Origin of the sequence: Tistlia consotensis USBA 355 (assembly GCF_900177295.1) — a bacterium.
GTDB lineage: Bacteria > Pseudomonadota > Alphaproteobacteria > Kiloniellales > DSM-21159 > Tistlia > Tistlia consotensis.
The window spans coordinates 5,166-27,289 of the sequence record NZ_FWZX01000042.1 but is presented as its reverse complement, the minus strand read 5'-3'; the positions used below and the strand labels follow the sequence as shown (position 1 = coordinate 27,289).

At 70.9% G+C, this 22,124-nt stretch carries 17 protein-coding genes; 3 read left to right on the top strand and 14 right to left on the bottom strand.

The features are described 5' to 3' along the window. The 3 genes from B9O00_RS29470 to B9O00_RS29460 all read right to left on the bottom strand — a co-directional run bounded on the left by B9O00_RS29470 (window position 1) and on the right by B9O00_RS29460 (window position 3,279). Window positions 1-447 carry a response regulator gene (locus tag B9O00_RS29470; RefSeq protein WP_085126553.1) on the bottom strand — a complete coding sequence of 149 codons (447 nt, stop codon included), beginning with the start codon at window positions 445-447 and terminating at the stop codon, window positions 1-3. Next, window positions 444-1,952 carry a sensor histidine kinase gene (locus B9O00_RS29465; protein WP_085126551.1) on the bottom strand — a complete coding sequence of 503 codons (1,509 nt, stop codon included), beginning with the start codon at window positions 1,950-1,952 and terminating at the stop codon, window positions 444-446. Before B9O00_RS29465 ends, B9O00_RS29470 begins: the two co-directional genes overlap by 4 nt. A gap of 100 nt (window positions 1,953-2,052) precedes the next feature. Continuing rightward, window positions 2,053-3,279, bottom strand: a complete 1,227-nt coding sequence (locus B9O00_RS29460; RefSeq protein WP_235017227.1) for a NupC/NupG family nucleoside CNT transporter — start codon at window positions 3,277-3,279, stop codon at window positions 2,053-2,055. A gap of 332 nt (window positions 3,280-3,611) precedes the next feature. On the opposite strand from B9O00_RS29460, the gene B9O00_RS29455 reads away from it, so the two are divergent. Beyond that, on the top strand, window positions 3,612-4,169 hold the full coding sequence (locus B9O00_RS29455; RefSeq protein WP_085126549.1) for a flavin reductase family protein: 558 nt from the start codon (window positions 3,612-3,614) through the stop codon (window positions 4,167-4,169). After that, complete coding sequence (locus B9O00_RS29450; RefSeq protein WP_218822971.1) at window positions 4,163-5,197, top strand: bifunctional riboflavin kinase/FAD synthetase; 1,035 nt, start codon at window positions 4,163-4,165, stop codon at window positions 5,195-5,197. Before B9O00_RS29455 ends, B9O00_RS29450 begins: the two co-directional genes overlap by 7 nt. Before the next feature lie 173 nt (window positions 5,198-5,370). On the opposite strand, the gene B9O00_RS29445 is transcribed toward B9O00_RS29450, so the two are convergent. From B9O00_RS29445 to B9O00_RS29410, 8 genes are all read right to left on the bottom strand, one after another. Beyond that, window positions 5,371-6,981 carry a GMC family oxidoreductase gene (locus tag B9O00_RS29445; RefSeq protein ID WP_085126547.1) on the bottom strand — a complete coding sequence of 537 codons (1,611 nt, stop codon included), beginning with the start codon at window positions 6,979-6,981 and terminating at the stop codon, window positions 5,371-5,373. A gap of 178 nt (window positions 6,982-7,159) precedes the next feature. Further along, complete coding sequence (locus B9O00_RS29440) at window positions 7,160-8,053, bottom strand: ABC transporter permease (RefSeq protein WP_085126545.1); 894 nt, start codon at window positions 8,051-8,053, stop codon at window positions 7,160-7,162. A 319-nt stretch (window positions 8,054-8,372) separates the two neighbouring features. Then, window positions 8,373-9,242 (bottom strand): ABC transporter permease, encoded by an 870-nt coding sequence (locus B9O00_RS29435; protein ID WP_085126542.1) that lies wholly within the window; start codon window positions 9,240-9,242, stop codon window positions 8,373-8,375. 6 nt (window positions 9,243-9,248) lie between these two features. After that, the gene (locus B9O00_RS29430) at window positions 9,249-10,355 is read right to left on the bottom strand and encodes an ABC transporter ATP-binding protein (RefSeq protein WP_085126540.1); all 1,107 of its coding nucleotides are present in this window, start codon (window positions 10,353-10,355) and stop codon (window positions 9,249-9,251) included. Window positions 10,356-10,582: 227 nt separating this feature from the next. After that, on the bottom strand, window positions 10,583-11,668 hold the full coding sequence (locus tag B9O00_RS29425; RefSeq protein WP_085126538.1) for an extracellular solute-binding protein: 1,086 nt from the start codon (window positions 11,666-11,668) through the stop codon (window positions 10,583-10,585). Between the two features lie 370 nt (window positions 11,669-12,038). Beyond that, on the bottom strand, window positions 12,039-13,349 hold the full coding sequence (locus B9O00_RS29420; RefSeq protein WP_085126536.1) for an NAD(P)/FAD-dependent oxidoreductase: 1,311 nt from the start codon (window positions 13,347-13,349) through the stop codon (window positions 12,039-12,041). Between the two features lie 67 nt (window positions 13,350-13,416). Next, entirely contained in the window at window positions 13,417-14,916 is a 1,500-nt protein-coding gene (locus B9O00_RS29415) for an aldehyde dehydrogenase family protein (RefSeq protein WP_085126534.1), read from the bottom strand. A 2-nt stretch (window positions 14,917-14,918) separates the two neighbouring features. Continuing rightward, window positions 14,919-16,022, bottom strand: coding sequence for a mandelate racemase/muconate lactonizing enzyme family protein (locus tag B9O00_RS29410; RefSeq protein WP_085126531.1), 1,104 nt, complete (start codon window positions 16,020-16,022; stop codon window positions 14,919-14,921). Between the two features lie 141 nt (window positions 16,023-16,163). Between B9O00_RS29410 and pdxR the strand changes: the two genes are divergently transcribed. Continuing rightward, entirely contained in the window at window positions 16,164-17,678 is a 1,515-nt protein-coding gene (gene pdxR / locus B9O00_RS29405) for a MocR-like pyridoxine biosynthesis transcription factor PdxR (protein WP_085126529.1), read from the top strand. A 233-nt stretch (window positions 17,679-17,911) separates the two neighbouring features. On the opposite strand, the gene lpdA is transcribed toward pdxR, so the two are convergent. The 3 genes from lpdA to B9O00_RS29390 form a co-directional block, all read right to left on the bottom strand. Then, a complete protein-coding gene (gene lpdA, locus B9O00_RS29400) occupies window positions 17,912-19,312 on the bottom strand; it encodes a dihydrolipoyl dehydrogenase (protein ID WP_085126598.1) in 1,401 nt (466 codons plus the stop codon). Between the two features lie 199 nt (window positions 19,313-19,511). Beyond that, entirely contained in the window at window positions 19,512-20,873 is a 1,362-nt protein-coding gene (locus B9O00_RS29395; protein WP_085126527.1) for a pyruvate dehydrogenase complex dihydrolipoamide acetyltransferase, read from the bottom strand. 60 nt (window positions 20,874-20,933) lie between these two features. Further along, on the bottom strand, window positions 20,934-22,124 hold a 1,191-nt coding region (locus B9O00_RS29390; protein ID WP_235017226.1), incomplete at its 5' end, for a pyruvate dehydrogenase complex E1 component subunit beta.

The window sequence follows — 22,124 nt, the reverse complement described above, 5'->3', positions numbered from 1 at the left end:
TCAGTTGGTTTCCGGCACCTGCATCACCGAGAAGAACAGGCCGAGCTGCCGGATCGCGTTGGCGAAGCTCTCGTAGTCGACCGGCTTGGTGATGTAGACGTTGGCGCCCAGGTCGTAGCAGCGCTGGATCTCGCGCTCGTCGTCGGTCGTGGTCAGCACGACCACCGGCGTCAGCTTGGTGTGCCTGTTGCCCTTCACCTTCTCCAGGATGTCGACGCCGGTCATGTCCGGCAGGTTGAGGTCGAGCAGCACCAGCAGGTGCCGGGCCCGGCTGACCTCGCCGCTGCCGTCGGCGCCGAACAGGTAGGTCAGTGCGTCGGTGCCGTTGGTGAAGGGCAGGATGGCGTTGTTGACGCCGGCGCGGCGGATGTTCTTCTCGATCAGCCGGGCGTGGCCCTCGTCGTCCTCGATCATGACGATCGTCACGGCTCTGGCTTCGCTGCTCATGCTCTGCTGCTCCCCAGGAATTGGCCGAGATCGCGCTGCAGGCGGATCCGGAAGGTCGTGCCGGCCCCGAACTCCGAGGCGAGCGTGATGTCGCCGCCGAGCGAGCGGACCAGCGCGCGGACGTGGGCGAGGCCGATGCCCTCGCCCGGCTGGTCCTGGCTGCCCGAGCGTCGGAACAGCTCGAAGACCCGCTCGTGGTCCTGCGGGCTGATGCCGCGACCGTTGTCGCGGATCTCGACGACGATCTGCCGGCCCGGCGCCTCGTGCGAGGAGACGGCGAGCCGCAGCGGCCGGTCGGGCTGGCGATACTTGACGGCGTTGTCGAGCAGGTTGCCGAAGATCTGCTCCAGCGACAGGCGGTCGGAGACGATCGGGCCGGTGCGGATGTCCAGCTCGACCGCGCCGTCGTGCTCCTTGAGCTGGTGCTGGATCGCCTCGACCGAGGTCTCGATGACCGAGCGCAGGTCGAGGCGCACTGGCTTCAGCGGCCGCCGCCCGTCGCGGGAGATCTTCAGGATCGCGTTGATCAGGCCGTCCATCTTGCGCGTCGAGGAGCGGATGAAGCCGATCGATTCCGGCAGGTCCTCCTCGATCGCGATGCGCGCCTCGACGGTCGCCGGGTCCTCCTCTTCGCACTGGTCGGCGTCGACGACCCGCGCGACGTAGCTCTGCAGCGTCGCCAGGCTGGTCTCCAGCTCGCTGGTGAAGCCCATGATGTTGACCAGCGGGGCGCGCAGGTCGTGGGTCACGATGTAGGCGAAGCGCTGGATCTCCTCGTTGGCCCGGCCGAGCTCGGCGGTGCGGTCCCGCACCCGCTCCTCCAGCTCGGCATTGAGCCGCTCGACGTCCTGGCGGGCACGGCCCAGCACGCGGGTGTAGCGCAGCACCAGCCAGACCGCGCCGGCGACGACCAGGATCACCGCGACGGCGCCGAGGATGCTGACCCAGCGCAGCAGGTCGGCGCTCGCCCGCTGGCGGTCGACCGCGAGGTCCAGGCGCACCTCGGCGCTCTCGCGCACGCGCTGCAGCTCGCCGCGCAGCTGCTCCATCAGCTTGTTGCCCCGGTCGGTGTCGACCATCGCCAGGGCCTGCTCGCGCGCGCCGGACCGGTAGAGCTGCAGGGTGTCGGCGAGCTCGGCGAGCTTGGCGTCGAGCGTCGACGACAGCCGGCCGAGCACCGGCTCCAGGTCGGGGAAATCGCGCAGCGCCCGGCGCAGCGCCTCGGCCTTCCTGGCGACCTGCCCGACCGCCTGGCGGTAGGGCGCCAGATAGCTCTCGTCGCCGGTCAGCAGATAGCCGCGCTGGCCGGTCTCCATGTCCTGGACCAGCGCCAACAGGTCGGCGGCCGCGCTGCGCACCTCGCGCGCCGTGACGACGCCGGCGAACTGCTGCTGGCTGCGCGCGACCAGCACGAGCGAGGTCGCGACGATGGCCAGCAGCGCGGCCAGGCCGAGCAGCAGCAGGAGCGCCGCGGCGCCTATGTAGGTGGACTTGGAGATCGGCATGGCGGGATGCTGAGAACGCCGCTCGGGCGAAATGGTTCGCCCTCGACGGCAAATTTCTCGCTCCGCGCCGCGGCGGGGCCGATTCTCGGCCGTCGCGGCCCTACCAGAGGATACCGACGACCGCGCCGGTCAGGCCGGTCGCCAGCGTGCCCGACAGCACCGACTTGCCGGCGAGCTGCACCAGCTCGCCGCGCCGCTGCGGCGCCATCGCGACCAGGCCGCCGATCATGATGCCCAGGCTGCCGGGATTGGCGAAGCCGCAGAGCGCATAGACCAGGATCAGCCGGCTGCGCTCGTCCAGGGTGTCGGCCGGCAGCTTGGCGAGCTGCAGGTAGGCGATGAACTCGTTGAGCACGGTCTTGAGGCCGAGCAGCTCGCCGGCCGTCGCCGCCTCGTGCGCCGGGATGCCGATCAGCCAGGCGTAGGGCGCGAAGATCCAGCCGAACACCCGCTGCAGCGACAGCTCGGCGCCGAACACCGGCGGCAGCAGGCCGAGCAGCGCGTTGACCAGCGCGACCAGGGCGATCAGCACGATCAGCATGGCCGTGACGTTGATCAGCAGCTGCACGCCCTGCTCGGTGCCGCGGGTGATCGCGTCCATCGAGCTGTCGTACTCCAGCTCGGGGATCGAGCCGTCGCTCTCGGTCTTCTCGACGCCCGGCACCATCAGGCGCGCGACCATCAGCGCGGCCGGCACCGAGATGATCGAGGCGGTCAGGATGTGGCCGAGCGCGCCGGGGATCACCTGGCTGAGGAACGAGGCGTAGAGCACCATCACCGTGCCCGCGACCGTCGCCATGCCGCAGGTCATGACCATGAAGATCTCGGCCCGGGTCAGGCGTGCGAAATAGGGCCGGACCAGCAGCGGCGCCTCGACCATGCCGACGAAGATGTTGGCCGCTGCGCTGACCCCGACCGCGCCGCCGATCGCGAAGATCCGCTCGAGCACGGCCGAGACGGCCTTGACCACGACCGGCAGGATCCGCCAGTGCCAGAGCAGCGCCGAGAGCGCCGAGATCACCAGGATCAGCGGCAGCGCCTGCAGCGCCAGGACGAAGGAGTTGCCCGGCTGGGTCGCCTCGAAGGGGGCCGGCCCGCCGCCCAGGTAGCCGAACACGAAGGCGGTGCCCTGCCGCGTCGCGTCCTGCAGCGCCAGGACCAGCCCGTTGAGCGCCAGGAAGACGTCGCGCGCGCCCGGCAGGCGCAGCAGCAGGAAGGCCAGGCCGAACTGCAGCGCCAGGCCCGCGACGACGCCCCGCCAATCGAAGACCTTCCGGTTCTCGCTCACCGCCCAGGCGATCGCGACGATCGCCGCGATGCCCAGCAACCCCTGAAACCTGTCGATCTCTCGGTCCCCCGACCAGAAGCCCTCTTCTCCTATGCCGGGAGCGGCACGCCGGCGCAAGTGTCCGGGCCGCCCTCGATATCATTCCCTCTCCGCCCCTTTGGGGGGAGAGGGTCAGGGAGAGGTGGGGTAGGTCTCCGCCGGCAAGGCCCGTGCAGGCGGGCCGGCCTTGATCCCCCGCCTCTCCCCGGCCCTCTCCGCCCCCGTGGGGCAGAGAGGGAGTTCGACGGCGCTTCCTTCCCGCCCCCTCTCTTGCGCTCGCGGGGCCAGCCGCCATTATGGGGCGCTCCCGCCGGGGCCGCTTTCGGAGTCTCATGCCCGCGCCGCTCGACATCGCCGCCCTGAAGAAGGCCTTCGGCAACTTCGCCACCGGGATCACCGTGGTGACGACGCGCGACGGCGCCGGCAATCCGGTCGGCATCACCTGCAACTCCTTCGCCTCGGTCTCGCTCAACCCGCCGCTGGTGCTGTTCAGCCTGGCCAAGACCGCCTTCAGCCTCTCGGCCTTCCTGCGCGCCGACCACTTCGGCGTCTCGGTGCTCTCGGCCGGCCAGGAGGCGATCTCGATCCGCTTCGCCACCCCCTCGGCGGACAAGTGGGCCGGCGTCGCCTGGCACGCCTGGGACCGCGGCTCGCCGGTCATCGCCGGCGCTGTCGCCGGCTTCGAGTGCCGCAAGGTCGCGGTCCACGAGGGCGGCGACCACCGCATCTTCCTCGGCGAGATCGAGCGCATGGAGAGCCGGCCCGACCGCCGGCCGCTGGTCTACCTGCGCAGCCGCTACGGCCACTTCGCCGCCAGCGAGCCGCCCGAGCCGGCCCCCGCCCCGGCCGGCCCGACCACCCCGGCCGGGGGGGAGCGCGGGCCGTGCTGATCCTGCGCCACTGGACCCACACGGCGCCGGCCGCGCGCGGCGCGGTCGTCGCGATCGGCAACTTCGACGGCATCCACCGCGGCCACCAGGCGCTGATCGCCAAGGCCGGCCGCCTGGCCCGCGAGATGGACGCGCCGCTCGCGCTGATGTCCTTCGAGCCGCACCCGCGGCTCTTCTTCCAGCCCGACCAGCCGCCCTTCCGCCTGACCAACTGGCGGACCAAGGCCAAGCTGATCGAATCGCTCGGCGTCGACCTGCTCTACGTGCTCGCCTTCAACGCCGAGCTCGCCGGCCTGGAGGCCGAGGACTTCGTGGCGCAGGTCCTGGTCGGCGGGCCCGAGGACGGGCTGGCGGCGCGCCACGTCGTGGTCGGCGACAACTTCCGCTTCGGCCGCAAGCGCCGTGGCGACGCCGCGCTCCTGGCCGCCGAGGGCCGCCGCCACGGCTTCGGCGTCACGGCCATGGCGCCGGTCTCGGGACCCGGCGATTCGAAGGGCGGCGAGAAGCCCTACTCCTCCTCCCTGGTGCGCGAGTACCTGAAGGGCGGCAACCCGACCCGCGCCGCCCTGCTGCTCGGCCGCTACTGGGAGATCGAGGGCCGCGTCGAGAGCGGCGCCAGGCGCGGCCGCACGCTCGGCTTCCCGACCGCCAACCTCAGGCTCGGCGAGCTGCTGCGCCCGGCCTACGGCGTCTATGCCGTGCGCGCCGCCATCGAGCACGAGGAGGGCGAGCGAGGCGCCGGCGCGACGGTCTGGCGCCCCGGCGTCGCCAACCTCGGCATCAACCCGATGTTCGAGCTGCCCGAGCCGCTGCTCGAGACCCACCTTTTCGACTTCGAGGGCGACCTCTACGGCCGCCACCTGCGCGTCGCCCTGATCGACTACCTGCGCCCCGAGGCCAGGTTCGAGTCCGTCGAGAAGCTGGTCGAGCAGATGGCCGCCGACAGCGCCCGGGCGCGGGCGACGCTGTCCTGGGAGACCTGGCAGACCGAGTGGCCGGTCAGTCCGTTCATTGCGGGCGGCGGGTGACGGCACCTTCGCCCTCTGCCGGTCCTCCCCCCTCGCGTCATCCTCGCGAAAGCGAGGATCCAGAGAACGGTGCGGCCAACGCGGACGGACGCAGGTTCGTGCGTACATCGTCTTCCTCTGGATCCTCGCTTTCGCGAGGATGACGGGTGGGAATCGGGAGCCCTGCCCCCGCCCTACCCCTCGCCCAGCACCAGCTCCGCGCCCTTCTCGCCGACCATGATGGCCGGGGCGTTGGTGTTGCCGGAGGGCACGCAGGGGAAGACCGAGGCGTCGATGACGCGCAGGCCCTGGAGGCCGTGGACCCGGAGCTGCGGGTCGACGACCGAGGTCTGCGGGTCGGGGCCCATGGCGCAGGTGCAGCTCGCGTGGAAGACCGTGCCGGCGCGGGCGCGGATGTCCGCGATCATCTCCTCCTCGCTCTGCAGCGCGGCGCCGGGGGTGATCTCGGACTCGATGAGGCCGGCGAAGGCCGGGGTCGCGGCGAGGCGGCGCATCAGGCGCCAGCCGTCGAGCTGGTCGGCCATGTCCGCCTCGGTCGAGAGGTAGTTGGGGTGGATCGCCGGCGCCGCGAAGGGATCGGCGCTGCGGATCTCGAGGTGCCCGCGGCTGGTCGGGCGGCAGTGCGAGTAGCCGAGCAGGAAGGCCGGATAGGGATCGGGGTTGAGCAGCGGCCGGCTGCCCGGCGGCGCCTTCAGGTAGCTGACCGGGCTGAAGTAGAGCTGCAGGTTCGGGCGGGTCAGGTTCTCGCGTCCGCGAACGAAGCCGCCGCCCTGGTTGACCGAGAGCGCCAGCGGGCCGCGGCGCAGGGCGAGGTAGGTCAGGCCCCAGCGCAGCTTGCCCCACCAGGGCCGCAGCATCTGGTTGAGGGTCGGCAGCTTCGAGCGGAACAGGAAGTCGAGGCCCAGGTGGTCCTGCAGGTTGCGGCCGACCGCCGGGGCGTCGAGCCGGACCTCGAGGCCGTGGCGCCGCAGCAGCCCGGCCGGGCCGACGCCGGAGAGCTGAAGCAGCTGCGGCGAGTTGATCGCGCCGGCGGAGAGAATCACCTCTCGGGAGGCCAGCGCCTTCTCCGTGCGGCCGTGGCGGCGGTGCTCGACGCCGATGGCGCGCGTGCCGTCGAACAGGATGCGAGTCGCCTGGGCGTGGGTCGCGACGTCCAGGTTCGGGCGGCGGCGCGCCGGGTCGAGGTAGGCCGTCGCGGCCGAGTGGCGGCGGCCGTCCCTGATCGTCAGGTGGTAGAGGCCGGCGCTGTCCTGCTCGCTGCCGTTCAGGTCCTCGACGACGGTGAAGCCGGCCTGGCGGCAGGCCTCCAGGTAGACTTGGCAGAGCGGATGGGCGTCGCGCTCGATGCCGGTCACGCTGAGCGGCCCGGAGCCGCCGCGTGACGGGCTCTCGCCGAGCACGTGGCGCTCCATGCGCCGGAACAGCGGCAGCACGTCGGCCCAGGCCCAGCCGGGGTTGCCGGCCGCCGCCCAGTCGTCGAAGTCGCCGGCCTGGCCGCGGATGTAGACCATCGCGTTGATCGAGCTGGAGCCGCCCAGCACCTTGCCGCGCGGCCAGTAGCTGACCCGGCCGCCCGTGCCGGGGTCCGGCTCGGTCTGGTACATCCAGTTGACGGACTCGTCGTAGAAGATCCGGCCGTAGCCGATCGGCGTGGTGATCCAGAACTGCTTGTCGCTGCCGCCGGCCTCGAGCAGCAGCACGCGGTTGCGGCCGCTCGCGGTCAGGCGGTTGGCCAGCACGCAGCCGGCCGAGCCGGCGCCGACGACGATGTAGTCGTAGTCCATGGGGGGTTCCGCCTGTCCTAGGTCGCCGACAGTGGGATCGCCGGAGCTCTCACGTCCCTCGACAGGCTCGGGACGAAGCGACCGGCAGAGCTGACCAGCACTCGGCTTCGTCCCGAGCCTGTCGAGGGACGTGGCAGCGCGCAAGCGGTCACGAGCCGACCGGGCAGCGACATGGCCGTCAGTCGTGCCCGTCGTCCAGCGCGACCGCGGCGCGGGCCCTGGGCTCGCGCTGGACCAGGACGGAGATCAGCGCCAGCAGGCCCGAGGCGACGATCAGGAAAAAGGAGGTCGCGTTCAGCACCGGGGTCGAGCCGACCTTGGCGACGCGGTCGAACATGGTGATGGTCAGCGGCGCCTCGGAGCCGACCAGCATCAGGGTCGTGTTGAAGTTCTCGAAGGAGACCAGGAAGCCGACGATGCCGGCCGCGATCATCGCCGGCTTGAGGAACGGCAGGGTCACGGTCAGCAGCACGCGCAGCCGGCTGGCGCCGAGGTTGAGGGCCGCCTCCTCGAGCGCGACGTCGAACTTCTTCAGGCGCGCCTGGATGACCAGGGTGGTGATCGTCGTCAGGAAGGAGAACTGGCCGACCACGACCAGCGGGATGCCGGGCCGCATGAAGTCGAGCTCGACGCCCCAGGAGTCGTAGATGCCGTTGGCGACCATCGAGGAGAGCACCAGGATCGAGATGCCCAGGATCACGCCGGGGATGACCAGCGGCAGGATCATCATGACGTAGAGGAAGCCCTTGGCCGGGAAGTCGCGCCGCTCGAACAGGAAGGCGTTGCAGGTGGCGACCGCGACCGAGAGCGTCGAGACGATCAGGCCGATGTAGAGCGAGTTCTCCAGGCCCTGCAGCAGGCGGCGGTCGTGGAACAGGCCGATCTTCGGGTCGACGCTGCCGAAGAACCAGTCGAGGGTGAAGCCGCGCCAGGGCAGCGAGGGGAACTGCGAGTCGTTGAAGGCGAAGAAGCTGGCCGCGACCAGCGGCGCCGCCAGGTAGAGGAAGAACAGCAGCACGTAGGCCCGGTAGGCCAGGCGCAGCGCGGGGGTCTGGGGGGCTGCGACGTTCATCGGCGGGCTCCCACGCTGCCGCCTCTCTCCTTCATCTTCCCCGCCGAGGCGCCAGGGCATGCACAGATCTCTCCCGCCCCGTCATCCCGGGCGCTAGGCGAGCCCGAAAGCCTTGGAAAGGCTTTCGGTTCGCGAGCCTTGTGACCCGGGACCCAGGGCCACGCGCTCCGCTGTCCCGGCCCCTTGGCCCTGGGTCCCGGATCGCTCGCTTTGCCGACGACAGCAGAGCTGTCGGGCAAAGCGGCGTCCGGGAAGACGAACCTGCGTGTCTGACCTGTCCCGAATGCGAAGACGACAATGTCGAGCATCCCCGTCCCCCTCACCGCTTCGCCACCGTGGTCGCCAGGTTCTGGCCGCTCAGGCGCAGGCCGGCCCAGACGACGAGGGAGGTGAAGACCAGCAGCAGGATGCCGAAGGTCGAGCCGCCCTCCCAGTTGTAGCGGGTGATGAACTGGTCGTAGATCTGCTCGGTGAACCACATGGAGTTCTTGCCGCCGAGCAGCACCGGCGTCAGGTAGCTGCCGGCGGTCAGCATGAAGACGATGATGCAGCCGGCGACGATGCCCGGCATGGCGTAGGGCACGATGATCCGGCGCAGCACGGTCAGGCGGCTGCCGCCGAGGTTGTAGCCGGCCTCGATCAGGCTGTTGTCCATGCCGTCGAGGGTCGAGACGATCGGCACGATCATGAACAGCACGACGGTGTAGACCAGCCCGACGATCACCGTGACGTCGTTGTAGAGCATCTCGACCGGACCCGAGGAGAGGCCGGCCCACTGCAGCAGGCCCGAGACGATGCCGGTCTCGCGCAGCAGCATCATCCAGCCGAAGGCGCGCACCAGGTCGCTGACCCAGAGCGGCACCAGGCAGAGCAGGAACAGCGCCGCCCGGCTGCGCCGCCCGGCGACCTTGGCGATGTAGTAGGCGATCGGGAAGCCAACGAAGAGCGTCAGCACGGTCACCAGGATCGACATCCAGGCGGTGCGCAGCAGGGTGTTCCAGTAGATCGGCTCGTGCAGGAAGTCGATGTAGTTGGCGAAGCTGAAGTGATAGACGCGTGGCGCCACCTTCTCGCGCAGCGACAGGTAGCCGATGCCAAGGTGCGGCAGCAGGATCAGCAGCACCAGCCACAGCAGCAGCGGCGTCATCAGCAGGATCAGCGACAGCCGGTCGGCGTCCTTGCGGGGCATGGCCGCTCAGCCCTGGCTCGGGAAGCACTTGGTCTGGGCCGCCGCCCAGGCGAGCTCGACGGCGTCGCCCGGTCCGAAGTCGCCGGGCCCGCCCTCCGGCGCGTAGGCGACCTCGACCAGGCGGTCGTCGGCGCCGCGCACCAGGACCCGGCTGGCGGCGCCGTTGAACAGCAGGGAGTCGACGCGCCCGGCCAGGCGGTTGCCGCCCGCGCCTTCCCCTGCCCCGCCGCCGGCGATGGCGATCGCCTCCGGCCGGACGAAGACCTCGACCGCCTCGCCGGGCGCCGGGCGCAGGGCGCCGGGCCGGCAGAGCAGGCGCGCGCCGCCCGCGGTCTCGACCTGCACCGCCTCGGCGTCGGCCGCGACGACCCGGCCGCTCCAACGGTTGCTGTCGCCGACGAAGCCGGCGACGAAGGCGGTGCCGGGCGCGTTGTAGAGCTCCTGCGGCGCGCCGATCTGCTCGAAGCGGCCGCCGTTCATCACCGCGACCCGGTCGGACATGACCAGCGCCTCCGACTGGTCGTGGGTGATGTAGACGAAGGTCGTGTCGAACTGGTGCTGCAGCAGCTTCAGCTCGATCTTCATGCGCTCACGCAGCTTGAGGTCGAGCGCGCCGAGCGGCTCGTCGAGCAGCAGCACGTCGGGCTCCAGGACCATGCAGCGGGCGATCGCGATCCGCTGCTTCTGGCCGCCGGACAGCTGGTTGATTTCCTTGCCCTCGACGCCGGGCAGGCCGATGCGCTCCAGCACGTCGCGGACCCGGCGCTCGATGTCGGACCGCCCGACGCCGGCGCAGCGCAGGCCGTAGGCGATGTTCTCGCCGACGTTCATCATCGGGAACAGCGCCAGGTGCTGGAACACCATCTTGACGTTGCGCCGGTTCGGCGGCGTGCCCAGCACCGAGCGGCCCTTGATGCGGATGTCGCCGGCCGCCGGATCCTCGAAGCCGGCGATCATGCGCATCAGCGTGGTCTTGCCGCAGCCCGAGGGCCCGAGGATCGAGAAGAACGAGCCGCTCGGGATCTCGAAGGAGACGTCGTCGACGGCGGTGAAGGCGCCGAATCGCTTCGTCAGGTGCTCGCACTCGAGGTCGTTAGCCTGCTCGCTGCTCATGGTCTCCGGCCGGTACGCTGTCTGCTTCAACCGCCTCGACGATAACTCCCTCTCCGCCCCGGAGGGCGGAGAGGGCCGGGGTGAGGTGGCGGACGCTATCCCCCCGGAGGCCGGATCCCGGCCGGCCCCCCACCTCTCCACACGAAACGCCGGGCCCCCCGTGTCCCTCTCCACCCGCGAGGGCGGAGAGGGACATCGACGGGAGTGGAGGACTGCCTGCCCGATCGTCAGCCGCCGGTCGCGGCCTTGATCTTCTCCAGGGTCTTGCCCTCCATGTCCTCGACGCCCGGCGGGATGTTGGCGAAGAACTTCAGGCGCTGGACATCCTCGGGCGTCCAGGCCGCCTCGTAGGCCGCCTTCTTGTCGTCGGGCAGCATGTCCTTGCCGTTCTTGACCGCGATCACGGCACCGGAGCTCGCCGACATCAGCTTGACCATCTCCGGCTGCATGACGAAGTTGATCCACTTGTAGGCGGCGTCGTCGGCCTCGCCCTTGGCCGGGATCGCAAAGGTGTCGATCCAGGCGAGAGCGCCGGTCTCCGGCGGCACGAAGACGATGTTGTGGTTCTGGTTGTAGATCCGGTAGGCGGTCGAATCCCAGGTCTCCGACATCACCACCTCGCCCGACAGCATCAGGCTGGCCAGGTCGTCGCCGCCCTTCCAGTAGGCCTTGATGTTGTCCTTGCAGGCGATCAGCTTGTCCGCGACCTTGTCGAGGATCTCCTGGTACTTCTTGAGATCGCCGTAGGCCGCGAAGGGGTCGTAGCCCATCGAGAAGGCGGTGCCGAGCAGGATCGTGCGCTTCAGGCGCATCGAGGTCCGGCCCTTGTACTTGGAATTGCAGAGGTCGCCCCAGCCCTTGGCGTCCGGCGCCTTGGTCTTGTCGACCATGATGCCCGAGGTGCCCCACTGGTGCGGCACGGCGTAGACCTTGCCGTCGATCGTGGTGTTGGCCTTGACGCCCTCGAGCAGCTTCGGCTCGAAGACCGACATGTCGATCTTCGAGAGGTCGAGCGGCTTGTAGAGGCCGTACTCCTTCTGCACCGCGTAGATGCGGTCGTGGCTCGGCTGGGCCAGGTCGAAGCCGGCGCCGCCGGTCGCGCGCAGCTTGGCGATCATCTCCTCGTTGTTCGAGAAGGTCACCTCGACGTGGATGTCGGGGTACTTCTTCTCGAAGGCCTCGACGATCTTGTCCGGGGCGTAGGAGCCCCAGGTCAGCAGGCGCAGGGTCTCCGCCTCGGCGCCGCCCGTGCCGGCCAGCAGGACGAGCGCGGCCGCGCTCGCCGACAACAGAATCGCTCTGGTGCTTTTCATAGGTCCGTCCTCCAACCCGGTCGGCATGCCGCCGGGATCTCTGTGCAAGCTCCCCGCCGCGCCGCCGTTCTTCTCGTTCTTGACCCGCCGGCAAGCCGGCGCGCCGGTCCGACGGCACGATCGACCGTCAGTAGAGGACGGCAATGGTCGGCTGAGAAGGTCCATTCTGGAGAAAAGGAGAGACCAATCGGACGGCCAGCACTTTGCGAATTCCCTCTCCGCCCCTCGGGGGCGGAGAGGGTCAGGGAGAGGTGGGGCGGTCTCCACCGCCGACGCCGGCACAGGCGGACGGGTCCGAATCCCCCACCTCTCCCCGGCCCTCTCCGCCCCCGAGGGCGGCGAGGGAGTGACTGATCGGGCGTAGAGGCGCCTACACGTTCAGCTTGTCGCGCCAGCGGTAGAAGGCGACGGAGGGCGCCAGGAACCAGGGATTGCCGCTGTAGAAGGGCCGGGTCGGGAAGGCCAGGCCGTCGAAGGCGGTGCGCCCCTCGGCGAGGCCCAGGACCTGCTGGCCCAGGCGCATGCCGAAGTAGCTGGCCATCGAGACGCCGGAGCCGCAGTAGCCCATGGCGTAGTGGAGGCCGTCCTGCTGGCCGACATGGGCCAGGGTGTCGAAGGTGTAGGCGACGAAGCCGACCCAGGAGTGGCTGATCCGGGTCCCGGCCAGCTCGGGAAAGATCGCCGTCATCGAGTCGTGGAGACGCGGCCCGCTGACCCTGGGATCGGTCTCGCTGAACGAGACCCGGCCGCCGAACAGGATGCGCCGGCGGTCCGGCGAGGCGCGGTAGTAGTAGACGACCTTGCGGCTGTCGCTGACGATGCGCCGCTTCGGCATCAGCCGGTCCATGAGGTCCGGCGCCAGCGGCTCGGTCGCGATGATGTAGCTGCCGATCGGGATCACCCGGCGGCGCTGCCAGGGGGTGATCGGCCCGGTATAGCCGTTGGTCGCGACCACGACCTTGCCGGCGCGGATCGTGCCCTTGGGCGTGCGGATCTCGAAGCCGCCCGTCTCGCGCCGGATCGCCTCGGCCGGGCAGCCGGTGACGACGGTGGCGCCGGCCTCCCGGGCGCGGGCCAGCAGGCCGAGGTGGTACCTGCCGGGATCGAGCACCGCGTGGCGCGGATAGACCACGCCGCCGTGGTAGGCGTCGGTGCCGAGCTCGCTGCGCTGCTCGGCGCGCGGCACCAGGATCGCGCCGGTCTCCAGGCCCTTCGGTTCGGCGGCGACGGTCTTCCGCAGCTTCTCGAACTGTGCCGGGTTGTGGGCGGCGTGGAAGCGGCCGCAGACCTCGAAGTCGCAGTCGATGCCCTCCTCGGCGACGAAGCGGCCGATCCAGGCGAGCGCCTCGTGGCCCTCCTTCAGGATCGCGTAGCCGCGCTCGGCGCCGTAGCGGGCGGCGAGCTCGGCCAGGCCGGGCTTGATCGAGGTGCTGATCTGGCCGCCGTTGCGCGAGCTGCAGCCCCAGCCGGCGGCCTCCTTCTCCAGCACCACGGTCGAGCGGCCGCCGCGCGCGGTCACGATCGCGGCATGGAGGCCGGTGTAGCCCGAGCCGATGACCACGACGTCGGCCGCCGCCGGCAGCGCCCCCGACAGCTCCCCGGAGTCCTGCGGCGGCCGCGGCGAGGCCTCCCACCAGTAGGGCTCCGCCTTGAAATCCTCGGTGAAGAGATCCCGCCCCACAGACGCCTCCGTCACGCGATCGACCGATCGCAGCTGCACCACCGACCCACGCGACGCGTCGGATAGCCTAGAATGCCCGGATTCGCGCCGTTACGCTCTTGACCTTGCAGTAGGCGCGCAGGCCCTCCAGGCCCTTCTCGCGGCCGAAGCCGCTCAGCCGGTTGCCGCCGAAGGGCGTCTCGATGCCGCCGGCGAAGTATTCGTTGACGTAGACCTGGCCCGCGTCGAGGTCCCGGGCCAGCGCCAGGGCGCGGTCGACGTTGCCGGTGTAGATGCCGGCGACCAGGCCGAAGGCCGTGCCGTTGGCCAGCGCCAGCGCCTGCTCGGCGTCCTCGGCGACCTGCACGGCCAGCACCGGGCCGAAGATCTCCTCCTGCACGCAGGGATCGGCCGGATCGAGGCGGTCGAGGATCGTCGGCTCGAAGAACCAGCCGAGCCCGCTCTGCGGGTCGACCGTGGCGTTGCCGCCGGTCGCGACGCTGCAGCCGCGCGCCTTGGCGGCCTCGACGTAGCCGCTGACCTTGGCGAGCTGCTCCGGCGAGTTGAGCGGGCCGACCTGCGGGTTGCGCAGGCCGTGACCGAGGCTGAGGCGGCGGGTCCGGGCGACCAGCTCCTCCAGGAAGCCGTCGTGGAGCGAGCGCTCGATGACCAGGCGCGAGCCGGCCGAGCAGATCTGCCCGGCGTTCTCCCAGATCGCGCCGAGCACGCCTTCCAGCGCCGCCTCGCGGTCGCAGTCGGCCAGCACGACGACCGGCGACTTGCCGCCGAGCTCCAGGGTGACGCTGGCGATGTTGCGGGCCGCCGCGGCCATCACCGTGCGGCCGGTCGCGACCGAGCCGGTGAAGGTGACGTGGCGCACCGCGGGCTGCGCGACCAGCGGCGCCCCGGCCGCGGCGCCGGTCCCGGTCACGACGTTGCAGGCGCCGTCCGGCAGGCCGGCGCGCTGCAGGATCTCGGCCAGCATCAGCGCGGTCATCGGCGTCTGCTCGGCCGGCTTGGCGACGACCGAGCAGCCGGCCGCGAGCGCCGGCGCCAGGCCGCGCGCCGCGGTCGAGATCGGGTAGTTCCAGGGGATGACGTGGGCCGTGACGCCGACCGGCTCCAGGGTCGTGAAGGCCAGGTAGTCGCGGCCGAGCGGGATCTGCTCGCCCTGCAGCTTGTCGCAGGCCCCGGCGTAGTACTCGAAGGCGCGCGCCGCGCCGCGGACGTCGCCCGCCGCCTCGCCGACCGGCTTGCCGCAGTCCAGGCTCTCGGCGACCGCCAGGCGGTCGGCCTCGGCGCGGATCAGCTGGGCCGCCCGCTGCAGCACCCGGCCGCGCTCGGCCGGCGCCGTGGCCGACCAGGCGGCGAAGCCGGCCTCGGCCGCGGCGACCGCCGCCTCGACATCGGCGGCCTCGCCGGCCGCGAAGCGCGCGAAGGCCCTGCCCGAGCCGGGATCGAGACTCTCCATGGTCCGGCCCGAGGCCGAGGCCTGCCAGGAGCCGCCGATCCAGTGGCGGTCGGGCAGGCCCTCGAGGGTGCCGGCCTCGAGGGTCCGCGCCGCCAGCGCGGCAAGGGAATCGCTCATGGTCAGGCGGCCTCGCTGATCCTGTAGTCGGCGCGCTCCAGCCAGGCCGGATCGATCTCGGCGCCCCAGCCGGGCGCGTCGGGGATCGTTACCCGGCCGTCGACCACCCTGTAGGGGTCGTTCAGGAACAGCCCCTCCTGCCAGGGGTAGTAGTCCGGCCCCTCGATCGAGAGCTCCAGGTACTTGCCGGCGTTCGGGATGGCGCCGAGGAAGTGCATGGTGAAGAGCGTCACCAGGGAGAGATTGGCGCTGTGCGGCGTGCAGGTGAGCCCCGCCTCGGCCGCCATCCCGGCGACCCTGAGGCTGCGCACGATGCCGCCGAGATAGCAGAGGTCGGGCTGCACGACGTCGACGGCGCCCATCTCGATCATGTGGCGGAAGCTCGGCAGCAGGCAGTCCTGCTCGCCGCCGGTGACGTTGAGCGAAAGGGCGTCGCGGACCTCCTTGGTCTGCTCCAGCTCCCACCAGGGGCAGGGCTCCTCGAAGTGGCAGACGCCGTTGTCCTCCAGCATCCGTCCGACCTCGATCGCCCGCTTCGGCGAGAAGCCGCTGTTGGCGTCGACCAGCAGATCGACCTCCGGCCCGAGCGCCTTGCGCACCGCCGGCACGATCGCCTCGCTGCGCCCCGGCCACTCGTCGACGTCGTGGCCGAACTCGGCGCCGATGCGGAACTTGAAGGCGTCGAAGCCGCAGCGGTCGCGCAAGGCGAGGAAGCGCTCGACCTCCTGTTCCGGCGTGATGTCGCGCTTCATCGAGGAGGCGTAGGCGCGCAGGGGCCCCGGCGTGCCGCCGAGCAGCGCGCAGACGCTCTTGCCCTCCAGCTTGCCGCGCAGGTCCCAGAGCGCCGATTCCAGGCCGCCGATCGCGCGGAACAGGTAGGGGCCGGGGAACTTCAGCTCCCTCTCTGGGATCAGGTCGACCAGGCGTTCGATGTCCAGCGCCTCGGCGCCGAGCGACCAGGGCGCGACCTGGCGGTGCAGCACCAGGGCGCTGATGTCGGCGTTGTAGGTCGAGACCTGGCCCCAGCCCTGGTCGCCGCTGTCGGTCGTGACCCGGACGAAGCCCACATACTCGGTCGTGAAGGTCTCCAGCGATCTGATCTTCATGGCTCTGGCCGTCCGGATGGCGGAGCGCCCCGGCAGGGGGACGCGGGCCTCTAAAGGTCCGCCAAAGTGGTCTGGACGGAAGGTCCATTCTGGATAATCTTCGAGTCCGTTTTGTCGGGGCCGGAACGTGGGGAGAGTCGCATGGTCAAGACCTCGGGCGGCGCCTTGCTGCTGTCGCTCAAGCTCGACCAGGACTCGGCCAAGCCGCTCTCGACCCAGCTCTGCGTCGCCCTGCGCGAACTGATCCTGTCGGGCGCGCTGCGCGCCGGCGACCGGTTGCCGGCCAGCCGCACGGTCGCCCGCGACCTTGGCGTCTCGCGCACCACGGTGATCGAGGCCTTCGCGCGCCTCCAGGCCGAGGGCCTGATCGAGGCGCGGGTCGGCGCCGGCTCCTACGTCAGCCAGGTGCTCGAGGGCCGCCGCCCTTCGCCCGCCGTGGCGCCGGCCGAGCCGGGCGAGACCCGCCTGCCCCGCCTGTCGCGCACCATGACCCAGCGCGCCGGCGCCTTCTTCGACCGCCTGCCCCACGAGCCGCGCGCCTTCACCACGGCGATGCCGGCCTTCGACGCCTTCCCGGTCGCGCTCTGGTCGCGCTACGTCGCCAAGCACTGGCGCGACCGCCGCGACGTCGTGCTCGGCTACGGCGACAGCCAGGGCTACATGCCGCTGCGCCGCGCCATCGCGGCGCACCTGCGCGCCAACCGGGCGATCGCCTGCGAGCCGGAGCAGGTCTTCGTGGTCAATGGCGCCCAGCACGGCTTCCAGCTGATCGCCTCGATCCTGCTCGACCCCGGCGACCCGGTCTGGATCGAGAACCCCGGCGCGATCGGCGCGCGCAACTGCTTCGCTGCCGCCGGCGCCGAGCTGGTGCCGGTGCCGGTCGACGGCGAGGGCCTGGACGTCGAGGCCGGGCTGGCGCTCGAGCCCGGCTTCCGCCTCGCCTTCGTGACGCCGGCGCACCAGCAGCCGATGGGCTGCACCATGAGCCTGCGCCGCCGCCTCGCCCTGCTGGCCGCGGCCGACGAGGCCGACGCCTGGATCGTCGAGGACGACTACGACGGCGAGTTCTGCTACGGCGGGCGCCCGCCGGCGACGCTCAAGAGCACCGACAGCGCCGGCCGGGTGATCTATGTCGGCACCTTCTCCAAGTCGCTGTTCCCCGCCCTGCGCCTCGGCTACGTGCTGGTGCCGCCGGGCCTGGTCGCGGTCTTCGACAAGGTCATGCGCTGCTTCGTGCCGGGCGTGCCCTCGAACCCCCAGGCGGTGGTCTCCGACTTCATGGACGAGGGCCAGTTCGCGACGCACATCCGGCGCATGCGCAAGCTCTACGCCGAGCGCCACGACGCCCTGCTGGCGGCGGCCCGCGAGCGCCTGTCCGGCCTGCTCGAGGTCGTGCCGACCGGCACCGGCCTGCACACCGTCGGGCTGCTCGCCGAGGGCCTCGACGAGGCCGAGGCCGCGACCCGCGCCTGGGACCGCGGCATCACCGTCGTGCCCCTGCAGCGCTTCGCCCTGGCGCCGATCGACGCCCGCGGCCTGGTGCTCGGCTTCAGCGGCGTCGGGCCGACCGAGCTGAGACGCGGCGTCGCGGTGCTGGCGGAGCTGCTGGAGGGGATGAAGGCGGGCACGGAAAGGCGAGTCGCCGCAAGGGCTTGAGGGCTTTTCCTCGATTCTTCCGCGAACCTGTCCGCTCCTCGTCTTCTCCTCCCCTCGTTCGTCATCCTCGCGAAAGCGAGGATCCAGAGGAAGAAGCGGCGTGCACAGGCCCTCATCGGTTCGCGCACAAGGCACCGTTCTCTGGATCCTCGCTTTCGCGAGGATGACGGTGGAGAGAGCCGCGATGACGAGGAACGAAGGAGCTGGCGGCCAAAGCCTTCTGCCACGTCCCCCTAGAAGTGGATCGCCCGGCCGTAAGCGGACAGCACCGACTCGTGCATCATCTCGCTGAGCGTCGGGTGCGGGAAGACCGTCTGCATCAGCTCCTGCTCGGTCGTCTCCAGGTTCATGGCGACGACGTAGCCCTGGATCAGCTCGGTGACCTCGGCGCCGACCATGTGGGCGCCGAGCAGCTGGCCGGTCTTGGCGTCGAAGACCGTCTTCACGAGGCCCTCGGCCTCGCCCAGCGCGATCGCCTTGCCGTTGCCGATGAAGGGGAACTTGCCGACCCGGACCTCGTAGCCGGCCGCCTTGGCCTTGGCCTCGGTGAGCCCCACCGAGGCGACCTGGGGATGGCAGTAGGTGCAGCCGGGGATCTTCAGCTTGTCCATCTCGTGGGGATGCTGCCCCGCGATCGCCTCGACGCAGAGCACGCCCTCGTGGCTCGCCTTGTGGGCCAGCATCGGCGGGCCGGCGACGTCGCCGATGGCATAGACGCCCGGCTCGTCGGTGCGGCCGAAGCCGTGGGTCACGATGACGCCGCGCTCGGTCTTCACCTTGGTGTTCTCGAGGCCGAGGTTCTCGACGTTGCCGACCACGCCGACCGCCGAGATCACGCGCTCCACCGTGAGCTCGCTGGCCTTGCCGGCCTCGTCCTCCAGGGTCGCGGTGACCGAGTCCGCGCCCTTCTTCAGCTTGGCGACCTTGGTCTTGGTCAGGATCCTGATGCCCTGCTTCTCGAGCTGCTTGCGGGCGTGGGCGGCGATCTCCTCGTCCTCGACCGGCAGGATCTGCGGCAGGATCTCGACGACCGTGACCTCGGCGCCCATGGTGCGGAAGAAGCTGGCGAACTCGATGCCGATCGCGCCGGAGCCCATGACCAGCAGCGATTTCGGCATGGCCTCCGGGACCATCGCCTCGAAGTAGGTCCAGATCAGCTTCTTGTCGGGCTCCAGGCCGGGCAGCACGCGGGGCCGGGCGCCGGTCGCGACGATGATCGACCTGGCCGCGTAGCCGGTCGTCTTGCCGTCCTTGTCGGCGACCTCCAGCTTGCCGCCGCCCTTCAGGGTCGCCGTGCCCTGGATCACCGTGACCTTGTTCTTCTTCAGCAGGTGGCCGACGCCCTGGTTGAGCTGCCTGGAGACGGCGCGCGAGCGCTTGACCACGGCGGCGTTGTCGAAGCCGATCTTCTCGGCCGAGAGGCCGTAGTCCTTGGCATGCTGGAAGGTCCGGTAGACCTCGGCCGAGCGCAGCAGCGCCTTGGTCGGGATGCAGCCCCAGTTGAGGCAGATGCCGCCGAGCTGGTCGCGCTCGACCACCGCGGTCTTCATGCCGAGCTGCGCCGCCCGGATCGCCGCGACGTAGCCGCCCGGCCCGGAGCCGACGACGATCAGATCGAAGGAGGTCTCGGCCATCATCCCGTTCCTAGCTTCTGCGCGACCCTCGGGTTCCGAGAGATCGCCTCGATCTCGTGTCCGGCCGTCGGCCGGCGCTCCCACGCCCCTCGACAGACTCGGGACGAAGCGGAGGAAAGCACCGGAACCTGCTTCGTCCCGAGCCTGTCGAGGGACGTGAGCGCTCGGACAACGGCGCTCGCAGACCTCGGCGGCCCCGTCACAGCAGCATGGTCAGCGGGTCCTCGATCAGCTTCTTGAAGGCCGCCAGGTACTCGGCGCCGACCGCGCCGTCGACGACCCGGTGGTCGACCGAGAGGGTGCAGCTCATCACCGTGGCGATGGCGAGAGCCCCGTCCTTGACCACCGGCCGCTGCTCGCCGGCGCCGACCGCCAGGATGCAGCCCTGGGGCGGGTTGATGACGGCCTCGAAGTGCTTGATGCCGAACATGCCGAGGTTGGAGACCGAGAAGGTGCCGCCCTGGAACTCCTCGGGCTTCAGCTTGTTGTCGCGGGCCCGCCCGGCCAGGTCCTTCATCTCCTTGGAGATCTGCGCCAGGCCCTTGCTCTCGGCCTGCTTGATGATCGGCGTGATCAGGCCCGCGGGCGTCGCCACCGCGACCGAGATGTCGGCGTGCTCGAAGAACATCAGGCCGCTGTCGTCGTAGGCGGCGTTGGCCGTCGGCACCTGCTTCAGGGCCAGGGCCGCGGCGCGGATGACGAAGTCGTTGACCGACAGCTTGTAGGCGTCGGAGCGGGCGTTCAGCTCCTTGCGCACCTTGAGCAGCGCGTCGAGCTCGCAGTCGATGGTCAGGTAGAAGTGCGGGACCGTCTGCTTCGACTCGGTCAGACGCCGGGCGATGGTCTTGCGCATGCCGCTGAGCGGCTCCTGGCGGTAGGCCAGGCCCAGCTTGTCGGCCCACTCCTTGGCGCGCACGCCGGCCGCCGGTGCGGCGACGGCGGCGGCCGGAGCGGGCGTCGCGGCGGCAGGGGCGGCCGCGGCCTTCGGCGCGCCGCCCTTCAGCGCCGCCTCGACGTCGGCCTTGACGATGCGGCCCTGCGGACCGCTGCCCTGGACCTGGCCGAGCGACAGCCCGGCCTGCTCGGCCATGCGACGCGCCAGCGGGCTGGCGAAGACCCGGCCGCCCGAGTCCGCGGCACCGTTGGCCTTGGCAGCCGGCGCGGGAGCCGCAGCGGGCGCGGGAGCCGCAGCGGGCGCGGGCGCCGGAGCCGGAGCGGGCGCCGGTGCAGGCGCCGCGGGCGTCTCCTCCTTGGGCGCGCCGGGGGCCGGCGGGGCGGCCTTCTGGGCGGCGGCGACGTCGATGTCGCCGGCGCTCTCGCCCTCCTCCAGCAGGATCGCGATCACCTCGTTCACCGGCACGCCCTCCGTGCCCTCCGCCACCACGATCTTGCCCAGCTTGCCCTCGTCGACCGCCTCGACTTCCATCGTCGCCTTGTCGGTCTCGATCTCCGCGATCACGTCGCCCGCGGAGATCCTGTCCCCCTCCTTGACCAGCCACTTCGACAGCGTGCCCTCGGTCATCGTCGGCGACAGCGCCGGCATCAGGATGTTCGTCGGCATCGTTTCTTCTCCAGCGCCCCGGGTGTCGTCACAAGGGGGCGTCGTCAGTCCGGGACGGCGTCAGTCGGCGTAGCAGACGGCCTTGGCCGCGGCGATCACGTCGGCGGTCTGCGGCAACGCCAGCTTCTCGAGGTTGGCGGCATAGGGCATCGGCACGTCCTTGCCGGTGACCCGCATGACCGGCGCGTCGAGGTAGTCGAAGGCCTGCTCCATCATCACCGCCATGATCTCGGCACCGATGCCGCAGGTCGGCCAGCCCTCGTCGACCGAGACACAGCGGTTGGTCTTCCTGACCGACTTCACGATGGTCTCGTGGTCCATCGGCCGGATCGTGCGCAGGTCGACGACCTCGGCCTCGATGCCCTCGCCGGCCAGCGCCTCGGCGGCCTCCAGGCAGCGCCCGACGCAGATCGAGTGGGTGACCAGGGTGACGTCCTTGCCGGCGCGCACGACCTTGGCCTTGCCGATCGGCACGGTCCAGTCGTCGCTGTCCGGGACCTCGAAGGACTGGCCGTAGAGCACCTCGTTCTCGAGGAAGATCACCGGGTTCGGGTCGCGGATCGCCGACTTCAGCAGGCCCTTGGCGTCGGCCGCGCTCCAGGGCGCCACGACCTTGAGGCCGGGGATCGCCGCGTACCAGGCGGCGTAGTCCTGGGAATGCTGGGCGGCGACCCGGGCGGCCGCGCCGTTCGGCCCGCGGAAGACGATCGGGCTGTGGATCTGGCCGCCCGACATGTAGAGCGTCTTGGCCGCCGAGTTGATGATCTGGTCGATCGCCTGCATGGCGAAGTTGAAGGTCATGAACTCGACGATCGGCCGGATGCCGTACATCGCGGCGCCGACGCCCAGGCCGGTGAAGCCGTGCTCGGTGATCGGCGTGTCGATGACCCGCTTCGGCCCGAACTCGTCGAGCAGCCCCTGGGTCACCTTGTAGGCGCCCTGGTACTCCGCGACCTCCTCGCCCATGACGAAGACCTTGGGGTCGCGGCGCATCTCCTCGGCCATGGCGTCGCGCAGGGCCTCGCGCACCGTCTGGGTCTTCGTGGGACCGTCCCATTCGGACTCGGCCGGCGCCTCGGGCTCCGCCTTCGGCCGGGCCGGCGCCGGCCCGGCCGTCGTCTCGGCGGGCGCCGGCTCCGCGGCCGCCTCGCCGGACGGGGCCGGCGGGGCGGCCTTCTGGGCGGCGGCGACGTCGATGTCGCCGGCGCTCTCGCCCTCCTCCAGCAGGATCGCGATCACCTCGTTCACCGG

What these genes read in the sequence shown, in the direction of transcription:
- B9O00_RS29470 (WP_085126553.1), bottom strand. Translation starts at nt 447, where the DNA reads ATGAGCAGCGAAGCCAGAGCCGTGACGATCGTCATGATCGAGGACGAC.
- B9O00_RS29465 (WP_085126551.1), bottom strand. Translation starts at nt 1,952, where the DNA reads ATGCCGATCTCCAAGTCCACCTACATAGGCGCCGCGGCGCTCCTGCTG.
- B9O00_RS29455 (WP_085126549.1), top strand. Translation starts at nt 3,612, where the DNA reads ATGCCCGCGCCGCTCGACATCGCCGCCCTGAAGAAGGCCTTCGGCAAC.
- B9O00_RS29445 (WP_085126547.1), bottom strand. Translation starts at nt 6,981, where the DNA reads ATGGACTACGACTACATCGTCGTCGGCGCCGGCTCGGCCGGCTGCGTG.
- B9O00_RS29440 (WP_085126545.1), bottom strand. Translation starts at nt 8,053, where the DNA reads ATGAACGTCGCAGCCCCCCAGACCCCCGCGCTGCGCCTGGCCTACCGG.
- B9O00_RS29435 (WP_085126542.1), bottom strand. Translation starts at nt 9,242, where the DNA reads ATGCCCCGCAAGGACGCCGACCGGCTGTCGCTGATCCTGCTGATGACG.
- B9O00_RS29430 (WP_085126540.1), bottom strand. Translation starts at nt 10,355, where the DNA reads ATGAGCAGCGAGCAGGCTAACGACCTCGAGTGCGAGCACCTGACGAAG.
- B9O00_RS29425 (WP_085126538.1), bottom strand. Translation starts at nt 11,668, where the DNA reads ATGAAAAGCACCAGAGCGATTCTGTTGTCGGCGAGCGCGGCCGCGCTC.
- B9O00_RS29415 (WP_085126534.1), bottom strand. Translation starts at nt 14,916, where the DNA reads ATGAGCGATTCCCTTGCCGCGCTGGCGGCGCGGACCCTCGAGGCCGGC.
- B9O00_RS29410 (WP_085126531.1), bottom strand. Translation starts at nt 16,022, where the DNA reads ATGAAGATCAGATCGCTGGAGACCTTCACGACCGAGTATGTGGGCTTC.
- pdxR (WP_085126529.1), top strand. Translation starts at nt 16,164, where the DNA reads ATGGTCAAGACCTCGGGCGGCGCCTTGCTGCTGTCGCTCAAGCTCGAC.
- lpdA (WP_085126598.1), bottom strand. Translation starts at nt 19,312, where the DNA reads ATGGCCGAGACCTCCTTCGATCTGATCGTCGTCGGCTCCGGGCCGGGC.
- B9O00_RS29395 (WP_085126527.1), bottom strand. Translation starts at nt 20,873, where the DNA reads ATGCCGACGAACATCCTGATGCCGGCGCTGTCGCCGACGATGACCGAG.